15 protein-coding genes are annotated in these 19,103 nt (G+C 72.7%); 7 read left to right on the top strand and 8 right to left on the bottom strand.

All coding sequences use genetic code 11. From position 1 onward, the window contains the following. Positions 1 to 87: 87 nt before the first annotated feature. Positions 88 to 813, bottom strand: coding sequence for a maleylpyruvate isomerase family mycothiol-dependent enzyme (locus FHX81_RS35415; RefSeq protein ID WP_141982845.1), 726 nt, complete (start codon positions 811 to 813; stop codon positions 88 to 90). Between the two features lie 44 nt (positions 814 to 857). Here FHX81_RS35415 and FHX81_RS35410 point away from each other — a divergent pair, with 44 nt between their 5' ends. Further along, positions 858 to 1,742 (top strand): MerR family transcriptional regulator, encoded by an 885-nt coding sequence (locus tag FHX81_RS35410; protein ID WP_141982844.1) that lies wholly within the window; start codon positions 858 to 860, stop codon positions 1,740 to 1,742. A gap of 3 nt (positions 1,743 to 1,745) precedes the next feature. Here the strand turns inward: FHX81_RS35410 and FHX81_RS35405 are convergent, their stop codons facing one another. Together FHX81_RS35405 and FHX81_RS35400 are read right to left on the bottom strand one after the other, a co-directional pair. Continuing rightward, positions 1,746 to 3,173: a sensor domain-containing diguanylate cyclase gene (locus FHX81_RS35405; RefSeq protein ID WP_141982843.1), complete on the bottom strand. Its 1,428-nt coding sequence runs from the start codon at positions 3,171 to 3,173 to the stop codon at positions 1,746 to 1,748. Continuing rightward, complete coding sequence (locus FHX81_RS35400) at positions 3,170 to 3,925, bottom strand: alpha/beta fold hydrolase (RefSeq protein WP_246108130.1); 756 nt, start codon at positions 3,923 to 3,925, stop codon at positions 3,170 to 3,172. The genes FHX81_RS35405 and FHX81_RS35400 overlap by 4 nt, the downstream gene beginning before the upstream one ends. 293 nt (positions 3,926 to 4,218) lie before the next feature. Between FHX81_RS35400 and FHX81_RS35395 the strand changes: the two genes are divergently transcribed. Next, positions 4,219 to 4,965: an SAM-dependent methyltransferase gene (locus tag FHX81_RS35395; protein ID WP_141982841.1), complete on the top strand. Its 747-nt coding sequence runs from the start codon at positions 4,219 to 4,221 to the stop codon at positions 4,963 to 4,965. A 219-nt stretch (positions 4,966 to 5,184) separates the two neighbouring features. Then, positions 5,185 to 5,988: an ion transporter gene (locus FHX81_RS35390; RefSeq protein ID WP_141982840.1), complete on the top strand. Its 804-nt coding sequence runs from the start codon at positions 5,185 to 5,187 to the stop codon at positions 5,986 to 5,988. A 3-nt stretch (positions 5,989 to 5,991) separates the two neighbouring features. Here FHX81_RS35390 and FHX81_RS35385 read toward each other — a convergent pair whose 3' ends face one another. The 3 genes from FHX81_RS35385 to FHX81_RS35370 form a co-directional block, all read right to left on the bottom strand. Then, positions 5,992 to 7,296: an NlpC/P60 family protein gene (locus FHX81_RS35385; RefSeq protein ID WP_141982839.1), complete on the bottom strand. Its 1,305-nt coding sequence runs from the start codon at positions 7,294 to 7,296 to the stop codon at positions 5,992 to 5,994. Positions 7,297 to 7,468: 172 nt separating this feature from the next. Next, the gene (locus tag FHX81_RS35380) at positions 7,469 to 9,001 is read right to left on the bottom strand and encodes an AMP-binding protein (protein ID WP_141982838.1); all 1,533 of its coding nucleotides are present in this window, start codon (positions 8,999 to 9,001) and stop codon (positions 7,469 to 7,471) included. Between the two features lie 401 nt (positions 9,002 to 9,402). Beyond that, entirely contained in the window at positions 9,403 to 10,137 is a 735-nt protein-coding gene (locus FHX81_RS35370; RefSeq protein WP_141982837.1) for an SIR2 family NAD-dependent protein deacylase, read from the bottom strand. 117 nt (positions 10,138 to 10,254) lie between these two features. Between FHX81_RS35370 and FHX81_RS35365 the strand changes: the two genes are divergently transcribed. Beyond that, positions 10,255 to 10,656, top strand: coding sequence for a hypothetical protein (locus tag FHX81_RS35365; RefSeq protein WP_141982836.1), 402 nt, complete (start codon positions 10,255 to 10,257; stop codon positions 10,654 to 10,656). Continuing rightward, complete coding sequence (locus FHX81_RS41495) at positions 10,653 to 12,152, top strand: proline-rich domain-containing protein (RefSeq protein WP_141982835.1); 1,500 nt, start codon at positions 10,653 to 10,655, stop codon at positions 12,150 to 12,152. Before FHX81_RS35365 ends, FHX81_RS41495 begins: the two co-directional genes overlap by 4 nt. 482 nt (positions 12,153 to 12,634) lie before the next feature. On the opposite strand, the gene FHX81_RS35350 is transcribed toward FHX81_RS41495, so the two are convergent. Both FHX81_RS35350 and FHX81_RS35345 read right to left on the bottom strand, forming a co-directional pair. Then, positions 12,635 to 13,282 (bottom strand): hypothetical protein, encoded by a 648-nt coding sequence (locus tag FHX81_RS35350; RefSeq protein ID WP_141982834.1) that lies wholly within the window; start codon positions 13,280 to 13,282, stop codon positions 12,635 to 12,637. Then, positions 13,279 to 14,022 (bottom strand): ABC transporter ATP-binding protein, encoded by a 744-nt coding sequence (locus FHX81_RS35345; RefSeq protein ID WP_246108129.1) that lies wholly within the window; start codon positions 14,020 to 14,022, stop codon positions 13,279 to 13,281. Before FHX81_RS35345 ends, FHX81_RS35350 begins: the two co-directional genes overlap by 4 nt. A 157-nt stretch (positions 14,023 to 14,179) precedes the next feature. On the opposite strand from FHX81_RS35345, the gene FHX81_RS35340 reads away from it, so the two are divergent. Together FHX81_RS35340 and FHX81_RS35335 are read left to right on the top strand one after the other, a co-directional pair. Beyond that, a complete protein-coding gene (locus FHX81_RS35340) occupies positions 14,180 to 17,011 on the top strand; it encodes an aconitate hydratase (protein ID WP_141982833.1) in 2,832 nt (943 codons plus the stop codon). Positions 17,012 to 17,405: 394 nt separating this feature from the next. Next, the gene (locus FHX81_RS35335; protein WP_170232288.1) at positions 17,406 to 19,073 is read left to right on the top strand and encodes a VWA domain-containing protein; all 1,668 of its coding nucleotides are present in this window, start codon (positions 17,406 to 17,408) and stop codon (positions 19,071 to 19,073) included. Positions 19,074 to 19,103 lie beyond the last annotated feature (30 nt).

Raw genomic sequence — 19,103 nt, 5'->3', positions numbered from 1 at the left:
AGAACGGCCCAGGTGAATTCATTGACTCGCAATCGAACTCAGCCAGTTCTCTACTGTGAGTAGTCGTCGACTGGGCCGAACGGCCGCTCAAAGCGCCGTCCGGGTGAGCCAGTGGTCGAGGAGGGCACGGTCGCCGGAGACGGTCACGCCGGCGGCGTCCGGCGACAGCCGCCGGGTGGCGACGAGCAGCAGGTCGCGGGCGCTCGCCGTCACGGTGACGTCCGCGGCGCCGTCGCCCCGTCGCCACGTCGGACCGGCCGGTCCTCGGGTGATGGTCCAGGGCGGCCCGCCGTGCGGGTTCAGCACGACGACCTGGCCGTCGCCGCGCAGCTCGGCCAGAGCCGGCTTCAGGGTGGGCGCGCCGGGCGCGGTCAGCAGCTCCAGCAGGCCGTCCAGGGCATCGGCGGCGAGGTCGGCCGGGATCAGCGCGTCCCGGCCCGCGAGGTCGGCGTGGTGGATGGTGGTGTCGTGCAGCATCCGCCGCAGCCAGAACGCGGACGGACCGTCGCCGAAGTAGGTCCACACCGGCGTGACGCCGTCGCCGACCGCCTCGATCAACGCCACCGCGCCGTCGCGCAGCCACGCGGCCCAGTCGCCGGGGACCGGTTGGTCCCGGGGGTCGGGCACGGCGACGGGCAGGCCGGAGCGCACGATCGCGGCGGCCCAGCGGTGTTCCTGACCGATGTGCGCGACGAGGTCGCGCACCGTCCACTCCGGACAGGTCGGCACGGTCGCGGTGAAGTCGCGGACGTGCGCGGCGACAGCGGAGGTCTGCTCGAGCAAGCCCACGGCGAGGCGTTCGGGGGTCGGCATGGCCGTACCGTAGGAACGGCACCCGGGTGGAGGTTCGACCGATCGTGACGGGGGACACAGTGCTGGGCATCGGCGACCTGGCGCGGCTGACCGGGGTGCCGGTGCGCACCATCCGGTTCTACTGCGACGAAGGCGTGCTCGAACCGGCCCGCAGCGCGGGTGGGCACCGGCGGTTCGACCGGGCCGCCGTCGACCGGCTGCGGACGGTCCGGGAGCTGCGCGCGCTCGGGTTGGGGCTGCCCGTGATCACCGACGTGCTGGCCGGGCGGCGGTCGCTGGCCGACGCGGTCGCGGCGGAGCGGGCGGCACTCGACGTGGCGCTGGCGGAGATCGCGTGGCGTCGGGCGGCCCTGCGCGCGGTCGAGCACGCCCCGCCGGCCGCGCGGGCCGCGCGCTTGGCGCTGCTGGCCGCCGCGCCGGACGGCCGGGCCGTGCGGGACTCGTTGACGTCGTTCTGGAGCCGGTGCTACCTCGGGCCCGCGCCGGCGGACACGCTCGAGATGTTCCTCCACGTGAGCGCGCCGCCGCCACCGGCCGACCCGACGCCCGAGCAGGTGCTCGCCTACGCCGGGATGGTCGCGCTGACCGCCGACCGGTCCCTGCGCCACCTGCTGTCCACTCGCGACCGCGTCCCGGACCAGCGCGCGCTGCACGACGGCGTGGGACGGGCGTGCGACGCGGCCCGCCCGCTGGTGTCGGCGGGCCGCCCGCCCGGTCCGGGGCCCGCGCTGGACCTGTTCGTGCGGTCCTACGCGGAGGTGCTGGGCCGGCGGGACACCCCCGCGTTCCGCCGTGCCCTGCGCGCGCGGACCGCGGTCGAGGGCGATCCCCGGCTGCGCCGGTACTGGCACCTGGTCGGCACGGTGACCGGCGAGGAGGTCACGGTCGGCGCGGCCCACTCGTGGTTGCTGGACGCGCTCGCCGCGTGAGGCTCAGCCCCCGGCGCGGCGGCCGACCACGAGGTTGCGGCCCGCGTCCTTGGCCTCCAGCACCGCCACGCTGGCCTCCTCCACCGCGTCGGTGACCGACGCGCCCGCGCGGACCTCCACCGCGCCGATCGACACCGTCACCACGCCGCCGGGGTTGCCCCGGTGCTCCAGCCCGAGCCGCTGCACCTCCTGCCGGATCCGCTCGCCCAGCGCCAGGGCACCGTCCAGCCGCGTGGCGGGCAGCAGCACGGTGAACTCCTCGCCCCCGTACCGGTAGGCGCGGTCGCCCGCGCGGGTGCTCCGGTCGATGGCCTCGCCGACCTTGCGCAGCGTCTCGTGCCCGGCCAGGTAGCGGTACAGCGTGTTGTAGCTGTGGAACCGGTCGATGTCGACCAGCAGCAGGCTGTACGGCTCGCCCACCCGGTTGCGGCGGGCGTGGTCGGCGTCGAACGTCGCCGGGTTCGGCAGGCCCGTCCGCTGGTCGATGGTCGCCGCCTCGGCCAGCGCCCGGTTCTCCGCGTGCAGCTCCTCCAGCCGCTCGGCGAGCCGGTCCACCTGGTGCTTGCGCGCCAGCGCCCAGTCCTCCAGGTCCTGGTCGTAGACGGCGACGCCGTCCGGGCCGATCGTCTTCGCCCGGTACATCGCCAGGTCCGCCTGGTGCAGCAGGTCCTCCGCGCCGTGGCCGGGCCGGACGAACGTGATGCCGGCCGACACCGACAGCCGGATCACCCCCTCGTCCAACGTCACCGGCGTGGCGATCACGGCCAGGATCTCCCGCGCCGCCGCGATGGCCTGCTGCTCGTCCAGCTCGTCGAGCAGCACGGCGAACTCGTCGCCGCCGAGCCGGGCCGCCGTGCCGCGCCCGGTCACCACCGCGGCCAGCCGGGACGCGACCAGGCGCAGCACGTGGTCACCCGCGGCGTGCCCGTGGCAGTCGTTGACCTCCTTGAACCGGTCGAGGTCGAGGAACACCAGCACCGGGCCCGGTCCGCCGCGCACGGCCTGCTCCAGCCGCGGCAGGAACCCGGTGCGGCTCGCCAGGCCCGTCAGCGCGTCGGTGTTGAGCCTGCTGCCCAGCTCGTCGGCCGTCGCCGCCCAGCCCGTGACGTCGAGCGCGACCACCACCAGGCCCCGCACGTCGGGGTCCGCGCTCAGGTCGCGGGCGATCAGGTCGACGCGCCGGTGCGCGGAGCCCTCCACCGGCACCGCGCACGTCAACCGCGACGCGCCCGCCCGCCTCACCGCCTGCAGGAACGTGCCGACCGCCGCCGAGTCGCCGTTCGCCACCAGGTCGGGCAGCAGGCCGGACGCGCCGCCGAACAACCGCCGGGCCGCCGGGGTCGCCCACCGGACGCCCAGGTCGCTCGGATCGACCACCAGCACGGCGGCGTCGGCCCGTTCGAGCACCGCCTGGTGGAAGCCGCCGTTCATCGCGACGCGCGCAGGAACCGCAGCAGGGCCCGGTCGAACTCGTCCGGCCGGTCGAGGTTCACCAGGTGGCCGGCGCCCGCGACGACGACCTTCTCCGCGCCGGGCACGGACTCGCACAGCCGGTCGGCCACGCCGTGGATGTCCGACGAGTCGAGGTCGCCGACGATGACCAGCGTCCGCGCGCGCAGCTCGTGCAGCCGGTCCACCGCGTGCAGCTCGTCCGGCGCGGTGCCGAACGCGCCGCGCGCCACGGCGTGGGCGGTCAGGCCGCGGCACAGCTCCCGCACCGCCGGGTCCACCTCGTCCGGCGACCGGTGCGGGCCGTCGACCCACATCCGCAGCAGGCACTCCGCCACCTCGTCCACCGTGGTCGACGCCCGCAGCCGCGCGATCAGGTCCACGGTGAACGGGTCCTCGACCTCCATCCCGCTCACGCCCGGACCGACCAGCACCAGGTCCGCCACCCGGTCGGGGTGGGCGAGCGCGAAGTCCACCGCGGTGCGGGCGCCCAGCGACAGCCCGACCAGGGTCGCCCGGTCGAGGTCGAGCCCGTCGAGCAGGTGCTCCAGGTCTTCGTGGTGGGAGAACGGGCCGGTCACCGGCGACGACCCGCCGTGGCCCCTCGCGTCGTACCGGACCGCAATGCGGTCCCGCGCCAGCAGCGGGAACTGGCGGTCCCACAGGGCGTCCGAGAGGCCACCGGCGTGCAGCAGCACGACCGGCGGCCCGTCGCCCCGTCTCTGGTAGGTCAATTCGCCGTCGTCGAGAATCAAGCGGCCGGCCGTCATGGTCCCCCCTGGACTTGACTTCCTCCCTGTGCCCATCGACGCTACCGAATCCAGGCCGCGCATTCGGGTGATCGGGACCATTTCTCCGCAATTCCGGGGTGGCCATTCCGAGATCGCACCGAATAGGGGTTCATATCCACCCGGGGTCTACTGTGGACAGACCAATCGAGACGCACCGGCAAACCCTGTGGGCAGTCGCCGGCGGCCGTGCCCGACCTCACCGCCGACCGATCCCCTGGACGTGAGGACGACCGCAAGTGGACGTACCCCGTGGTTTCACCATCCGCGAAAGCGACCACCGCATCCACAACCCGCTGGGCGACGCCAAGCCGGCCGTCCTCGGGCGGGCGTTGCGCCCGCGTCCCGGACGGCACGTGCTCGACCTGGCGTGCGGTTCGGGCGGGCTGCTGTGCACCCGGGCCCGCGATCACGGGCTCACCGGCACCGGCGTCGACCTCTGCGCGACGTTCCCCGCCTCGGCGAGGGCCCGCGCGACCGAGCTGGGCGTGACGGACAGGGTGGGGTTCGTGCACCGGGACGCGGCGGGCCACGGCGCGGACGAACCGGTGGACGTCGCCGCGTGCGTCGGCGCCACCTGGATCGGCGACGGCGGGCCCGGCACGGTGGAGCTGCTGCGGCGCAGCCTGCGCCCCGGCGGCCTGCTGCTGGTGGGGCACCCGTTCCGGCGGCGGACCCCGCCCGACCGGGCCGCCGTGGAGGGCAGCCACGCGACCAGCCGGGACGACTACCCGTCGCTGCCCGGGCTCCTGGCGCGGGTCGACGAGCCGGGCTGCGACGTGGTCGAGGTGGTGCCGGCCGACCGGGACACCCGGGACCGCTACGTCGCGGCGCAGTGGCTCAGCACCCGTCGTTGGCTGGAGCGGAACCCGGATGACGAGCCGGCGCCCGTGCTGCGCGCCGAGCTCACCACCGCACCGGTCCGGTACGCGCGCTACGAACGCGAGTACCCGGGCTGGGGCGTGTTCGCCTTGATGGACCGCTGACGCGGGGGCGCGGACCCCGCTCCGGCGGGATCCGCGCGAGGCATGCGGGACGGCGAAATCCCCTGCGGCCGAAACACACGTCCGGACGACGACCGCACCCGCGTGGAATCGGCATTCTTGCGCTCGATGTGGTGAATCGACTCAAGCCGTGCGGACCGTGCGCCGATGGGGCGGTGCTCGATCGAGCAAGATCCCCGACGCGTGCAGGAGGAGTTCGGCATGGCTCTGCGCGACCGCGTCCGCGATGTCGTGGACGGCAGGCGCTTCCAGCGGTTCGTGATCGCGGTGATCGTGGTCAACGCGATCACCCTCGGCTGCGAGACGTCGACGGCGTTGGTGGGCTCCTACGGCGAGCTGTTCGACGTGCTGGACAGCGCCGCCCTGGCGGTCTTCGTCCTCGAACTGGTCGCACGGCTGTACGCGCACGGGCCCCGGTTCTTCCGCGACCCGTGGAACTGCTTCGACTTCGCCGTCGTCGGCGTCGCCCTCCTGCCGACCGCCGGGCCGCTGTCGGTGGTCCGGGCGCTGCGCATCCTGCGCGCGCTGCGGCTGGTCGCGATGGTGCCGAGCATGCGCCGCGTGGTGACCGCGCTGGTGAAGTCGATCCCGGGTCTGCTGTCGCTGTCCGGGCTGCTCGTGCTGATGCTGTACGTCGGCAGCGTGGTCGCCATCAACCTGTTCCGCACGAGCGGCGACCCCCGGTTCGGCGACCTCGGCGCGACCGTGCTGACGTTGTTCCAGATCACCACCGGCGACGGCTGGTCGGACGTGATGCGCGACCTGATGGCGACCCGGCCGTGGGCGTGGGTCTTCTTCCTGGTCTACCTGCTGGTCGGCTCGTTCACCATGCTGAACCTGTTCATCGCGGTGGTGTGCGGCGCCATGGAGTCGGAGGCCGCGCCGTCACGCGCCGGGATGGACGACCGGGTGCTGGACGAGGTGCGGGCCCAGCGCGAGGAGGTCCGCGCGCTGCGGGAGGAGATCCGGGCCCTCCGCTTCGACCCGGTCGGCGATCGTCGTTGACGGCTAGAGCACGCGCGTCGCGTACGGCATGATCCCGCCGTACCGGACCGGAGCGACCCGGACGTGCGAGCCGGAGTACGGCGCCTCGACCATCATGCCGCCGCCGAGGTAGAGCGCGACGTGCGTGCCGCCGCCCGGTCCCCAGAACAGCATGTCGCCGCGCTGCGCCTGGGACAGCGGCACCTTGCGACCGGCGTTGTACTGGTAGCCGCTGTAGTGCGGCAGGTACACGCCGGCGCCGGCGAACGCGTACATCATCAGCCCGGAGCAGTCGAAGCCGACGCTGTAGTAGTCACCGTGCGCGTCGCCGATGCCGCCGTCGCGGATGCCGACGGTGGGGCCGTCGTAGTTGCCGCCGCCCCACGAGTACCGCACGCCGAGCTGGCCCATGGCCCGGGCGACGACGGTCTCCACGCTGCCGCTCACCGGCGCGGTCACCGGGCGGGGCGGCCGCGGTGCCTGCGGTGCCGGCGCGGCGGCGGCGAGCGCGGCCCGGCGGGCGGCTTCCTCGTCCTCACGGCGCTTGTCGGCGAGCCACTGGTCGTACCGGTCGCGCTGGCCTTCGAGCCCTTCGACCGCGTGCAACGCCTGGTCCAGCTCGCCCTCGACCCGGGTCTTCTCGTCCTGGATGCCCCGCGCGGCGGCGGCCTGGCCCTGCTGCGCCTGCACGGCGGCGGTCTGCGCCGCGTCCGCGTCCCGCTTGGCCTGGTCGGCGGCGGACTGCTTCCGGTCGGCCAGGTCGAGCGCGGCCCGGGCCGCCGAGTCCTTGTTCGCCTGCTCGGCGCGGCTGCGCTCGACGTCGTCCAGCGCGTTGAGGCTCGACTCGCTGACGGCCTGCAGCAACTGCGCGCGGGCGAGCAGGTCCTCGGGGCTGGTCGCGCCGAAGTACGCCGAGACGGACCCGACCACGCTGCCCTGCTCGTAGCTGGCGGCGGCGAACTCGTCCAGCCGCACGCGGGCGTCCTCGACGGCCCGGCCCGCGGCCTCGGCCTCGACCCGGGCCGCGTCGGCCTCCCGACGAGCCCGGTCCGCCTCGGTCCGGGCGGTGTCCAGGTCCACCCGGGCCTTGTTGGCGAGCTCCAGCTTGAACGCGACGTCGTCGGTCAGCTCCCGCAGCCGCGCCTCGGCGTCGGTGAGCCGACCGGTCAGCTCACCGACGCGCGCGGCCTTGGCGTCGGCCTGCTGCCGGCCGGCGTCGATCTCGGCGTCACTGGGGTTGGGCGGCGGTGGCGGCACCGCGTGCGCGGCGTCCCCCAGCCCGATCGCGGTGGTCAACGCGATCACGACCGGGATGATCCATCGAGTCACGACTGCCGCCCTCCCCGCGCACTCGGCCGAACGGCGTTACGCCGAACGGCGCTACCCGGGGTCGACTGTGCCACTCGTGCCTCATCGTTTCCAATGGACTCGGTGTGAACATCAGCCACACGGGTCACACCGGACGCCTGGGAAAGCCCTCACCCGGGTGACGCGATCACGGTCAGTTGACGTTGCGGTCGAGGTCGGCCCAGTACGGCCGGCGGAGTTTGAACTTCTGCACCTTGCCGGTGGCGGTGCGCGGGATGGCGTCGCGGAACTCGACCGAGGTCGGCGCCTTGTAGCCCGCGAGCCGGGCCTTGCAGTGCGCGATCAGCTCCGCCTCGGTCACCTCCGCGCCCTCGGCCCGCACGACCAGTGCCTTGATCGTCTCGCCCCACTTGTCGTGCGGCACGCCGATGACCGCCGCCTCGGCCACCGCGGGGTGGGCGAACAGGGCGTCCTCGACCTCGATGGACGACACGTTCTCACCGCCGGTGATGATCACGTCCTTCTTGCGGTCGGAGATGGTCAGGTGGCCCTCGTCGTCCAGCTCGCCGCCGTCGCCGGTGTGGAACCAGCCGCCCGCCAGCGCCTCGGCGCTCGCCTCCGGGTTCTCCCAGTAGCCGGCCATGACGACGTTCCCGCGGGCCAGCACCTCGCCGCTGTCGGACACCTCCAGGCGCACACCCAGCCCCGGCGCGCCCGCCCGGGAGAGCTTGCGCGCCCGTTCCTCGGCGGGCAGCGCGTCGTCGGCGGGGCGGGTGCGGTTGAACGTGAGCAGCGGCGAGGTCTCGGTCAGGCCGTAGAGCTGGAGGAACTCCCAGCCCAGCTCCTCGCCCACGCGGGCGATCGTGCGGCTGGGCGGCGGCGCGCCCGCGCAGATGACGCGGACCCGGTCGCGGCCGGGGACCTCGCCGTCCCAGTCCCGGGCGGCGTCGAGCACGGCGTTCCAGACGGCGGGCGCGCCGCACATCAGCGTGACGCCGTGGTCGCGGACGCGGGTGAGGATCTCCCGGCCGTCGACCTTGCGCAGCACGACCTGCGGCACGCCGAGGCCGGCCAGGCCGTAGGGCATGCCCCAGCCGTTGCAGTGGAACATCGGCAGCACGTGCATGTAGACGTCGCGCTCCCAGGCGCGGGCGTGCAGGGCGAACGTGACCGCGTTGAGCCAGATGTTGCGGTGGGTCAGCTGGACGCCCTTGGGCCGGGCCGTCGTGCCGGAGGTGTAGTTGATCGTGGCGGTGGCGTCCTCGTCCGGCTCGCGCCACGGCCGCGGTTCGGTGCCGAAGCGCATCAGCTCGGTGTCGGTCTGCTCGCCGAGCACGAAGCGGTGCCGCGCCGTGACGCCGCCGAGGTCCAGCTCGGGGTCCACGAGCAGCACCGACGCGCCGCTGTGCTCGACGATGTAGGACACCTCGTCGGGCCGCAGCCGGAAGTTGACCGGGACCGCGACGCGCCCGCTCGCGGGCACCGCGTGCAGCAGCTCGAGCAACCGGGCCGAGTTGTGGCTGACCACGGCCACCCGCTCGCCCTCGCCGACCCCGAGCGCGTCGAACCCGGCCTGCCAGGCCCGGACGCGGTCGGCGAACCCGCCGTACGTGGTGGTAGGCACGGGCGCGGCGGCCTGCACGGGCTCGTCGACGCAGGCCGTGGTGTCGGCGAAGACCTGCTCCGCCCGGTGGAGGAAATCGGCGACAGTCAGGGGTACGCGCATACGTGGTGACCTTATTGACCGGCCCTTCGTCGGGCTACCGTTCGCACACCGCGGCCGAGGTCCGGACGCCGGGAAGGCACGCCTGGAGTCGGCGGGTGAGCACCGTGCGCCCGAACCGCATCGTCGAAGACCGGGCGCGCAACCGCCTGACCGCCCTGCTCCGGGAGCAGGGCCACGTCGTGCACCGGATCGACGGGCGCACCGACTTCGGCGAGGACCTGCACGTCTCCTCCGCCGCGGACGGGAAGACCACCGGCGACACGATTGCCGCGCAGGTCAAGGGCGGGACCCCGTATCGCGCGGCGGGCGGTTACCTGGTCGAGGTCGAGCAGCACGCGCGCTCAGGCACACCAGGTGCTCGCCCCGCGGCCGGAACCGCCGGCCGTGCCACGATCGAGTGGTCACCAGGTGCTGGGGTCGCCCCACGTGCGGATCGGGCCGGTCGCCACCACGGGCACCGCGGCCAGCTCCGGCAACGCCGTCGCGGCCGGTTCGCGCACCACGGCCGCCGCCACCGAGTCGTACGGCGTCGGGTCCAGGGTGCAGATCACCACCGCCGCACCCGCCTTCGCCGCCAACGGCACCAGCCGGGCGGCGGGCTCCACGGTGAGCGACGTCCCGACCACCAGCATCACGTCGCAGTCCAGCACGGCCATCCGCGCCGCCCGCACCACGTCGTCGTCCAACGGCTCGCCGAACGCGACCGCCGCCGGCCGCAGCACCCCGCCGCACACCGCGCAGTCCGGTGGCACGTCACCGGCGCGCACCCGGTCGAGAACGTCACCCATCGCACCCGTGACGCCACACGAGACGCACACCACACGCGCCATCGACCCGTGCAGCTCCAGCACCGCCGACCCGGCGCGCTGGTGCAGCCCGTCGACGTTCTGCGTGAGCAGCGACCGCACCCGACCGGCCCGCTGCAAACCCGCCAACGCGCGGTGCGCGGCGTTCGGCTCGGCCGTCCACAGGGGATCGTCCAGCCAGGACCGCCACACCTCGCCCCGCACCCGCGCCGAGGTCAGGAACGACTCGGCGTCGAACCGGAACCGCACCACACCGGACTCCAGTGACACCCCGGCGCCGGTGAGCGCGGTGATGCGCCGGCCGAGGGCCATGACGTCCCGTGCACTCATGCCACCACCGTCCCACAAGCCTGCGAGCATGTCGGGGTGCGCGGGACACCTTCGGCGGAGCCGACCACCAGGCGTTGGACGGGCGCGGTGCTCGGAGTTATCGGTTTGGTCACGGCCGTGGTGGGGTTCTTCCTGCCCTGGCTGCGCTCCGGCACGGTCACGCGGACCAGTTACGAGGTGCTCGCTCTGCGTGGTTTCGCCGGGTTGAGCGGTGTGCCGGGCGAGGTCGTGCGCGGCGTGTGGGTGGCACTCACCCCGTTGGCGGTGTGCTGTGTGGTGCTTTGGGCGGTGCGTTTTCACCGGATCGCGGCATGGCTCGCACTGGTGTTTGGCACGATTGCGGGAACGGTGGCGGCACTTGCCGCCGTCCAAGGGGGCAACGAGGCGGCACTGGTCGGGATCAGCCTGACCGGACCGGTGACCACCCTCGGTGGTGCTGTGCTGGGGATCGCCGGGGCGATCACCGTGCTCACCGCGAAATCCCGCACAGCGATCAGCACTCCAGGAGGAGCACCGTGACCTACCCAGGTGGCGGCGGAGGCGAATGGCCACCGCAGAACAACCCGTACGGCCAGCCGCAGGGGGGCTACCCGCAGCAGGGCCAGCCGGGCGGCTACCCCCAGCAGGGGGGTTACCCGCAGGGCGGCTACCCGCAGACCGGACCGCAGCCGCAGCAGGGCTACCCGCAGACCGGTCCGCAGGGCTTCGCCCAGCCGCAGGCCGGTTACCATCAGGACTTCGGCCAGCAGCCCTACGGTCAGCAGCCGTACGGCTACGCGGGTGGTGAGCCGCCCAAGAAGAAGCGCACCGGCCTCATCATCACCGCCGTCGTCGCCGTCCTCGCGCTGGCCGCGGGCACGGTCGCCACGGTGTGGGCGCTGCGCAGCTCCGACGACGCGGCCGCGGGTGCGGAAAGCCCGTCCACCGCGGCGAACAACCTGCTCAGCGCGCTGGGCAGCGGTGACGTCCTCGGCATCATGAACGGCCTGGCGCCCGCCGAGGCCAAGCTCAGCAAGGACTACACCGAGGCCACGGTCAGCGAGGCCAAGCGGCTGGAGATCCTCAAGCCCGACGCGGACCCGAACAAGCTCAGCGGTGTCCAGATCAAGAGCGAGGGCATCAAGTTCGACGACGCCGCCGCGGAGAAGGTCAACGACCACCTGACGATCAACAAGGTGGTCGAGGGCAAGATCACGATCACCTCGGACGTCAAGCAGATCCCGCTGACCGACAAGCTGGTCGACGCGCTGGGCGCGGACCTGCAGAAGGCGGGCACCGAGACCGAGACGCTGGACTTCGCCAAGGAGAAGGCCGACCGGGACGGCAAGCCGATCGGCATCGCCACCATCAAGGTCGGCGACGAGTGGTACCCGAGCCTCTTCTACACCATCGCGCACGCCGCGCTGGAGGAAGAGGACCTGAAGTGGCCCGCACAGGGCATCGCGCCGGCCGGCGCGGGCTCGGCGAACGACGCCGCGAAGCAGCTGGTGGAGAAGGCGCTCGACGGCGACCTCAAGGGCGTCATCGCGCTGCTGCCGCCGGACGAGATGGGCGTGCTGCAGGACGTCGGCCCGGTCATCCTGGACCAGGCCGGCAAGACCCCCGCCACCGGCGCGAAGCTGGTCGAGCTGGAGACCGACTCGAAGGACGTCAAGGGCGGCGTGCAGCTGACCATCCGCAAGCTGGTCGTCGAGGCCGAGGGTGAGACGGTCGAGATCAGCCGGGACGGCGACTGCTACAGCGCCACGGTCCAGGGCCAGTCGCAGCGGCTGTGCGCGGACGAGATCACGCAGCTGGTCGAGCAGCAGGGCGGCGGCGACATCCCGTCCGCCGCGGTCGACGTGATCGCCCGGGTCGGCGCGCAGGTGCTGAAGGACGGCGTCGGCGTGGTCGCCACCGAGGTCGACGGCAAGTGGTACGTCAGCCCGTTCCGCACGTACAGCGAGCTGTTCCTGACGCTGATGCGCGGCTTGGAGCCGAAGGACATCGACGAGCTGATCAAGGCGATCAAGTAACCGCAACCGCCTGACGCAGGCTCCGCAGGGGTCCCCGCCAAGGGGACCCCTGCTTTTATTTTGCCCGGGGGGTCCGACAATTCCGGCCGCCGCGCACCGGCCGCGACGGGCTCAACCCGCTCCCGGCGAGCCACAACGATCGGTTGTGCGCATCTGGGCTCGGGAGGGGGTGCGGTCGTTCGTCCGGGCGGCCGAGATCGGGCAGTCCGGACACGCCGCCGCCGAGCTGGGCGTCACGCGGCAGGCGGTCTCCAAGCGTGTTCGTCGACCAGAACCGCACGTTCCCGGACTACGCGGGCATCCGGCTCGGCGAACGCGTGCTGGTCGGGCCCCGGGCCACGTCCATCACCGTCGGCCACCCGGTCGATCCCGGTGAGCGGCGCGGGTGGCTGAGCGGCGGGCCCATCGACGTGGCGGAGAACGTGTGGATCGGCGCGGGTGCCACGATCCCGCCCGGCGTCACCGTCGGCCGTGACGCGGCGCTAACCGCGGCGGGGACCCAACGCGGCGCCGAGCCACGTCGCACCCGCCACGAACAGCGCCGTGACCGAGCCGGAGACCGCCAGCGCCGAGGTGACGCCGTCGTCGTGGGACAGCGCCCACAGCACGTTGCCCACGGGTGGGGTGGCGCCGAACAGGAGCACCAGCACGACCAGTGCCGTGGCGGCCAGCACCGACCAGCCGGGCTGCCGGATCACCGGCCTGCTGCACAGCACGCCCACACCGACGCCGACCAGCGCGCACACGGCCAGCGCCGCGAAGCCCTGCGCGACGGTGCCGGGCGGGTACGGGCGCGGCTGCGTCACGACCGGCACCAGGGCGGCGACCAGGGCCACCACCAGGGCCACCAGCACGGACAGCGCGGTCACGGCCGACTGGGTCCGCGCCCAGCCGCCCGCGGTGACCGCGGTGATCGTCCGGCGCACCGGGTCCTCGGCGGTCGCGATGACCACCGTCAGCCACGCCGACACCGGGCAGACCAGCACGCACGTCCCGGCGTACGCGGGCAGCGGCGGGCCGGCGTCGGAGGCGTAGAGCATCCCCAGCACGGCCGCGAGCACCAGCGACGGCGGCAGCCAGCGCTGCGTGCGCAGCACGTCCACCAGCAGGTACCGCACCAGCGCCGTCACGACCGGACGCTCCGCACCGAGCAGCCCAGCCGCAGCGCCTCGGCCAGCACGCCGTCGCTGAACCCGGCCCGCACCTCGACCCGCGCCCCACCGCCGACCTCGTGCGCCGAGAACACCCCGTCCAACGCGCTGATCAGCGCGAACGCCTCCCCCACCCGGTCGAGTTCGATCACCACGCCGCCGGGCCGGGTCGCGCCGAGCGCCACCTCGCGGGCACCGGGCAGGTCGTGCCCGTGGTGGTCGGTCAGCACGACGGCGGCCCGCGACGACGTCACCAGCCCGCCGAGCACCGCGCTCGCGGCGGCGTCCAGCCCGGACCACGGCTCGTCCAGCACCAGCAGGTCGGTGGCGTGCAGGGCCTGCGCGAGCGCCACCTTCTGCGCGTTGCCCTTCGACAGGGTGGCCATCGGCGCGTCCGGGTCGCCGACGAACCCCAGCGCCTCGACGAGCTCCCACCGCGCCGGGACGCCGCGCACGGCGGCGAGCCGGCCCAGGTAGTCGCGCGCGGACAGCCGCACGCCGGTCGGGAACCGCTCCGGGGCGTACCCGACCGACGCGCCGCGGTCGACCCGGCCGCTCGTCGGCGCGGTCACGCCCGCCGCGATCCGCAACAAGGTCGACTTGCCCGCGCCGTTGCCGCCGCGCAGCACGACCACCTCACCGGGTTCGACGGCGAGCGAGACGTCCCGCAGCACCCACGGGCCGCGGCCGTAGCGCTTGCCGATTCGATCAAGACGCACCACGGGTGTGATGATGCCCCGATCAAGGTAGGGCCGGGTTGAAGCGGAATACAGGACACGCGTACTGTTTGGGGTGAGAGGGCGCCGCACCCACGGGTGCGGAAGACTCAGCAGTAGTTCCCCAACCGACTTTGCGCGTCACCAGATGGAGTTTCACGTGACTGCACCAGCGAGCAAGGACAGCTTCGGCGCCCGCGGCACGCTCACCGTCGGCGACGCCTCGTACGAGGTGTTCCGGCTGAGCGCGGTCGAGGGCGCCGAGCGCCTGCCGTACAGCTTGAAGATCCTGCTGGAGAACCTCCTGCGGACGGAGGACGGCGCGAACATCACCGCCGACCACGTGCGCGCGCTGGGCAGCTGGGATCCGTCGGCCGAGCCGGACACCGAGATCCAGTTCACGCCGGCCCGCGTGGTGATGCAGGACTTCACCGGCGTGCCGTGCGTGGTGGACCTCGCCACGATGCGCGAGGCGGTGACCCAGCTCGGCGGCGACCCGTCGAAGGTCAACCCGCTGGCGCCGGCCGAGCTGGTCATCGACCACTCGGTGATCGCCGACATCTTCGGCCGGCCGGACGCGTTCGAGCTGAACGTGGACCTGGAGTACCAGCGCAACAAGGAGCGCTACCAGTTCCTGCGCTGGGGCCAGACCGCGTTCGACGAGTTCAAGGTCGTCCCGCCGGGCACCGGCATCGTGCACCAGGTCAACATCGAGCACCTGGCCCGCGTGGTGATGGTCCGCAACGGCATCGCCTACCCGGACACGCTGGTCGGCACCGACAGCCACACCACGATGGTCAACGGCATCGGCGTGCTCGGCTGGGGCGTCGGCGGCATCGAGGCCGAGGCCGCCATGCTCGGCCAGCCGGTGTCGATGCTGATCCCGCGCGTGGTCGGCTTCAAGCTGCACGGCGAGCTGCCCGCCGGCGCGACCGCCACCGACCTGGTGCTCACGATCACCCAGATGCTGCGCGAGCACGGCGTGGTCGGCAAGTTCGTCGAGTTCTACGGCTCGGGCGTCGGCGCGGTACCGCTGGCCAACCGCGCCACCATCGGCAACATGAGCCCCGAGTTCGGCTCGACCTGCGCGATCTTCCCGATCGACGGCGAGACCATCGACTACCTGAAGCTGACCGGCCGTTCCGCCGAGCAGCTCGAGCTGGTCGAGGCCTACGCCAAGGAGCAGGGCCTGTGGCACGACCCGGCCGTCGAGCCGGTGTACTCCGAGACGCTGGAGCTGGACCTGTCGACGGTCGTGCCGTCGATCGCCGGCCCGAAGCGCCCGCAGGACCGCATCGAGCTGACCAACGCCAAGGAGGCGTTCCGGCAGGCGCTGGGCGCCTACGTCGCGCACACCGACGACGTGGCCAACTCGCCGGTGGACGAGGCGTCGGAGGAGTCGTTCCCGGCCAGCGACCCGATCGCGGTGTCCGACGGTGACGCGGGCGGCAAGCCGCGCGTGTTCCAGTCCGCCGCCGAGGGCGCGGAGGGCCGGCCGTCCAACCCGGTGAAGGTGACCGTGGACGGCGCCGAGTTCGAGCTCGACCACGGCGCGGTGGCGATCGCGGCGATCACGTCGTGCACCAACACGTCCAACCCGTCGGTGATGCTCGGCGCGGCGCTGCTGGCGAAGAAGGCCGTGGAGAAGGGCCTGGAGCGCAAGCCGTGGGTCAAGACGACCCTCGCGCCGGGCTCCAAGGTCGTCATGGACTACTACGAGCGCGCCGGGCTGCTGCCGTACCTGGAGAAGCTGGGCTTCCACCTGGTCGGCTACGGCTGCACCACGTGCATCGGCAACTCCGGCCCGCTGCAGGACGAGATCTCGGCGGGCATCAACCAGGGCGACCTGGCCGCGGTGTCGGTGCTGTCGGGCAACCGGAACTTCGAGGGCCGGATCAACCCGGACATCAAGATGAACTACCTGGCGTCCCCGCCGCTGGTGGTGGCGTACGCGCTGGCCGGGTCGATGGACAAGGACATCACCACCGAGCCGCTGGGCACCGACGCCGAGGGCAAGCCGGTGTACCTGGCCGACATCTGGCCGTCGCCGCAGGAGATCTCGGAGGTCGTCGCGTCGGCGATCTCGCCGGAGGGCTTCACCAAGGGCTACGCCGACGTGTTCGCCGGTGACGAGCGCTGGCAGTCGCTGCCCACGCCGACCGGCAAGACGTTCGAGTGGGACGCGCAGTCCACCTACGTGCGCAAGCCCCCGTACTTCGAGGGCATGGAGATGGAGCCCGCTCCGGTGACGGAGATCGGCGGCGCGCGCGTGCTGGCGCTGCTGGGCGACTCGGTCACCACGGACCACATCTCGCCGGCCGGCGCGATCAAGGCCGACTCGCCCGCGGGCAAGTACCTGACCGAGCACGGCGTCGAGCGCAAGGACTTCAACTCCTACGGTTCCCGCCGGGGCAACCACGAGGTGATGATCCGGGGCACGTTCGCGAACATCCGGCTGCGCAACCTGCTGCTCGCCGACGAGAACAACGGGCAGGGCGTGCAGGGCGGGTTCACCCGCAACTTCCTCGAGGAGGGCGCGCCGCAGACCACGATCTACGACGCGTCGGTCGCCTACGCCGAGGCGGGCGTGCCGCTGGTCGTGCTGGCGGGCAAGGAGTACGGCTCGGGCTCGTCGCGCGACTGGGCCGCGAAGGGCACCTCGCTGCTCGGCGTGCGCGCCGTGATCGCCGAGTCGTTCGAGCGCATCCACCGGTCGAACCTGATCGGCATGGGCGTGCTGCCGCTCCAGTTCCCGGCGGGCGAGTCCGCGGCGTCGCTGGGCCTGGACGGCACGGAGACGTTCGACTTCACCGGCGTCACCGCGCTGAACGACGGCGAGACGCCGCGCACGGTGCACGTGGTGGCGACGAAGGCGGACGGCGCGAAGGTCGAGTTCGACGCGGTGGTCCGCATCGACACGCCGGGTGAGGCCGACTACTACCGCAACGGCGGCATCATGCAGTACGTGCTGCGCAAGATGGTCCGCGGTTAGTCGTCAGGAGTGAGAGGGCCGTCCGCCTCCGGGTGGGCGGCCCTCTCGCACGTCCGGGGGCGGACGCGTCGCCGCCGCATTGTCGTCACAATCGCAGTTTCGTCCGTAACGATCCGCAGATCGAAAACGACGTGCCATTCCGATTGACCCGATCGGGTGAACCAATTGCTCTTCGTGAGAATTCGCGCCTAACCTCGTCCTGCCGACGCATCCGAGTCGCACGGCACGTGTCATTCGGTGGGATCTTCGCTGGTCCGCACCTGTTCGGGGACTGACTTACCCGGCTTCGCCGGAATGCGCGAACGTGATTCCAGAGGGGACGTCACGTCTGTCGGCGCGCACGAGGAGGTGCGATACCGATATGAATCAGAACACTCGAAGACGGGCTTGTGGCGTGACTGCGGTCCTGGTGGCCGCGTTGGCGGCCCCGCTGGCCACCACCACCGTCGCGGCAGCCGCGGGCGGCACGGTCACCGGCACCAAGGCGCTGGGTGCCACCGACATCCCGTGCGGCGGGTCCGTCCCGGTCACCGTCACGCTCGACGCCCAGACCGGCATCGCCGGCAATCCCGTCGACATCGAACTGGTCCTCGACCGCTCCGGCAGCATGCAGGGCGCCATCGGCGACCTCAAGACCGCCGCCAAGTCCTTCGTGGACATCATCGACGAGGCCACCGACGGCTCGCTGGACGGCGTGGTCGCCAACGGCAGCCGCATCGGCGTCGTCAGCTTCGCCGACGGCGCCACCGTCGACACCGCGCTCTCGTCCGACGCGAACGCCGCCAAGTCCGCCATCGACGCGCTCGTCGCGTCCGGCGGCACGAACCACTCCGCGGCCATCTCGACCGGCCAGGCGCAGCTCGCCGGGTCGGTGCCCGCGAACAAGAAGATCATGGTCATCATGACCGACGGCCAGACGACCGTGGGTCCCGACGCGAGCCCCGACGCCCTGGCCGCGCGCAACGCCGGCACCGAGATCTTCGGCATCGGCCTCGGCTCCGTCGACGCGAACGAGATCCGCGACTGGACCACCGATCCCGACGGCACGCACTACTACCAGGCACCGACCGCCGCCCAGCTGCAGGAGGTCTTCGAGGCGATCGGCGCGGCCATCGTGGTGCCCGCGGCGACCGGCGTGACCGTGGTCGACACGGTGGCGCCGCAGTTCTCGATCAGCGGCGCGGCCGTGTCCAAGGGCTCGGTCGGCCAGAACGGCAACCAGCTCACGTGGACCATCGACGAGCTGAGCACCGAGACGGTGACGCTGACGTTCACCGCGACGCACTCCCCGGCCGCCGGTGGCGGCGCGCTGGCGGTCAACCCGACCGTCGCCTACACCGACGCCGAGGGCCACGTCGTGACGTTCGGCAACCCGACGGTGAACGTGCGCGGCTGCGCGGCGTTCATCGACGTGGAGCCCGAGCACGCGGTGAACGAGCTGGGCACGCCCGGCCAGACGCACACCGTGACCGCCACCGTCACCGACGACTTCGGCGACCCGGTGCCCGACACCGCGGTCGACTTCTCCGTGCTCTCCGGCCCGAACGCGGGCGCCGCGGGCAACGGCAGCACCTCCGCCGCGGGCGCGGTCGACTTCACCTACCCGGGCACGCAGGGCCTCGCGGGTCTGGGTACGGACTCGATCCGCGGCTGCTTCGCCCACGCCGCCGGCCACCAGGTGTGCGACGACGTGCTCAAGGACTGGGTCGACACGACCCCGCCGGTCGTGACGTGCCAGCCGACCAACAACCCGGGCGGCGGCACGGTGCCGCCGGCCGACAACGAGGACGGGTTCTTCGTCCTGACCGCGACCGACGCGGTCGACCCGAACCCGCAGGTCTTCGTCTCCGACTCGGCGAGCCCGGCGGTGTTCGGCGGCTTCCCGAGCGGCACGAAGATCAAGCTGGTGCAGGCGCCGGGCGCGACGCCGAACCAGAAGCCCGGTGTCGGTGACATCGACTGGCGCATCACGCTCAAGGGCGACGCCCTCGTCTACGGCGTGGACGCGTCGGGCAACCAGTCGGCTCCGGTGAGCTGCCTGGTCCCGCCGCCGCCGAAGTAACCGCTCGACCGTGAGGGGCGTCCACACCGG

The organism is Saccharothrix saharensis (genome assembly GCF_006716745.1).
Taxonomy (GTDB): Bacteria; Actinomycetota; Actinomycetes; order Mycobacteriales; family Pseudonocardiaceae; genus Actinosynnema; species Actinosynnema saharense.
Note: the sequence above shows the minus strand (reverse complement) of the source record. Positions and strands in the feature narration are given on the sequence as shown.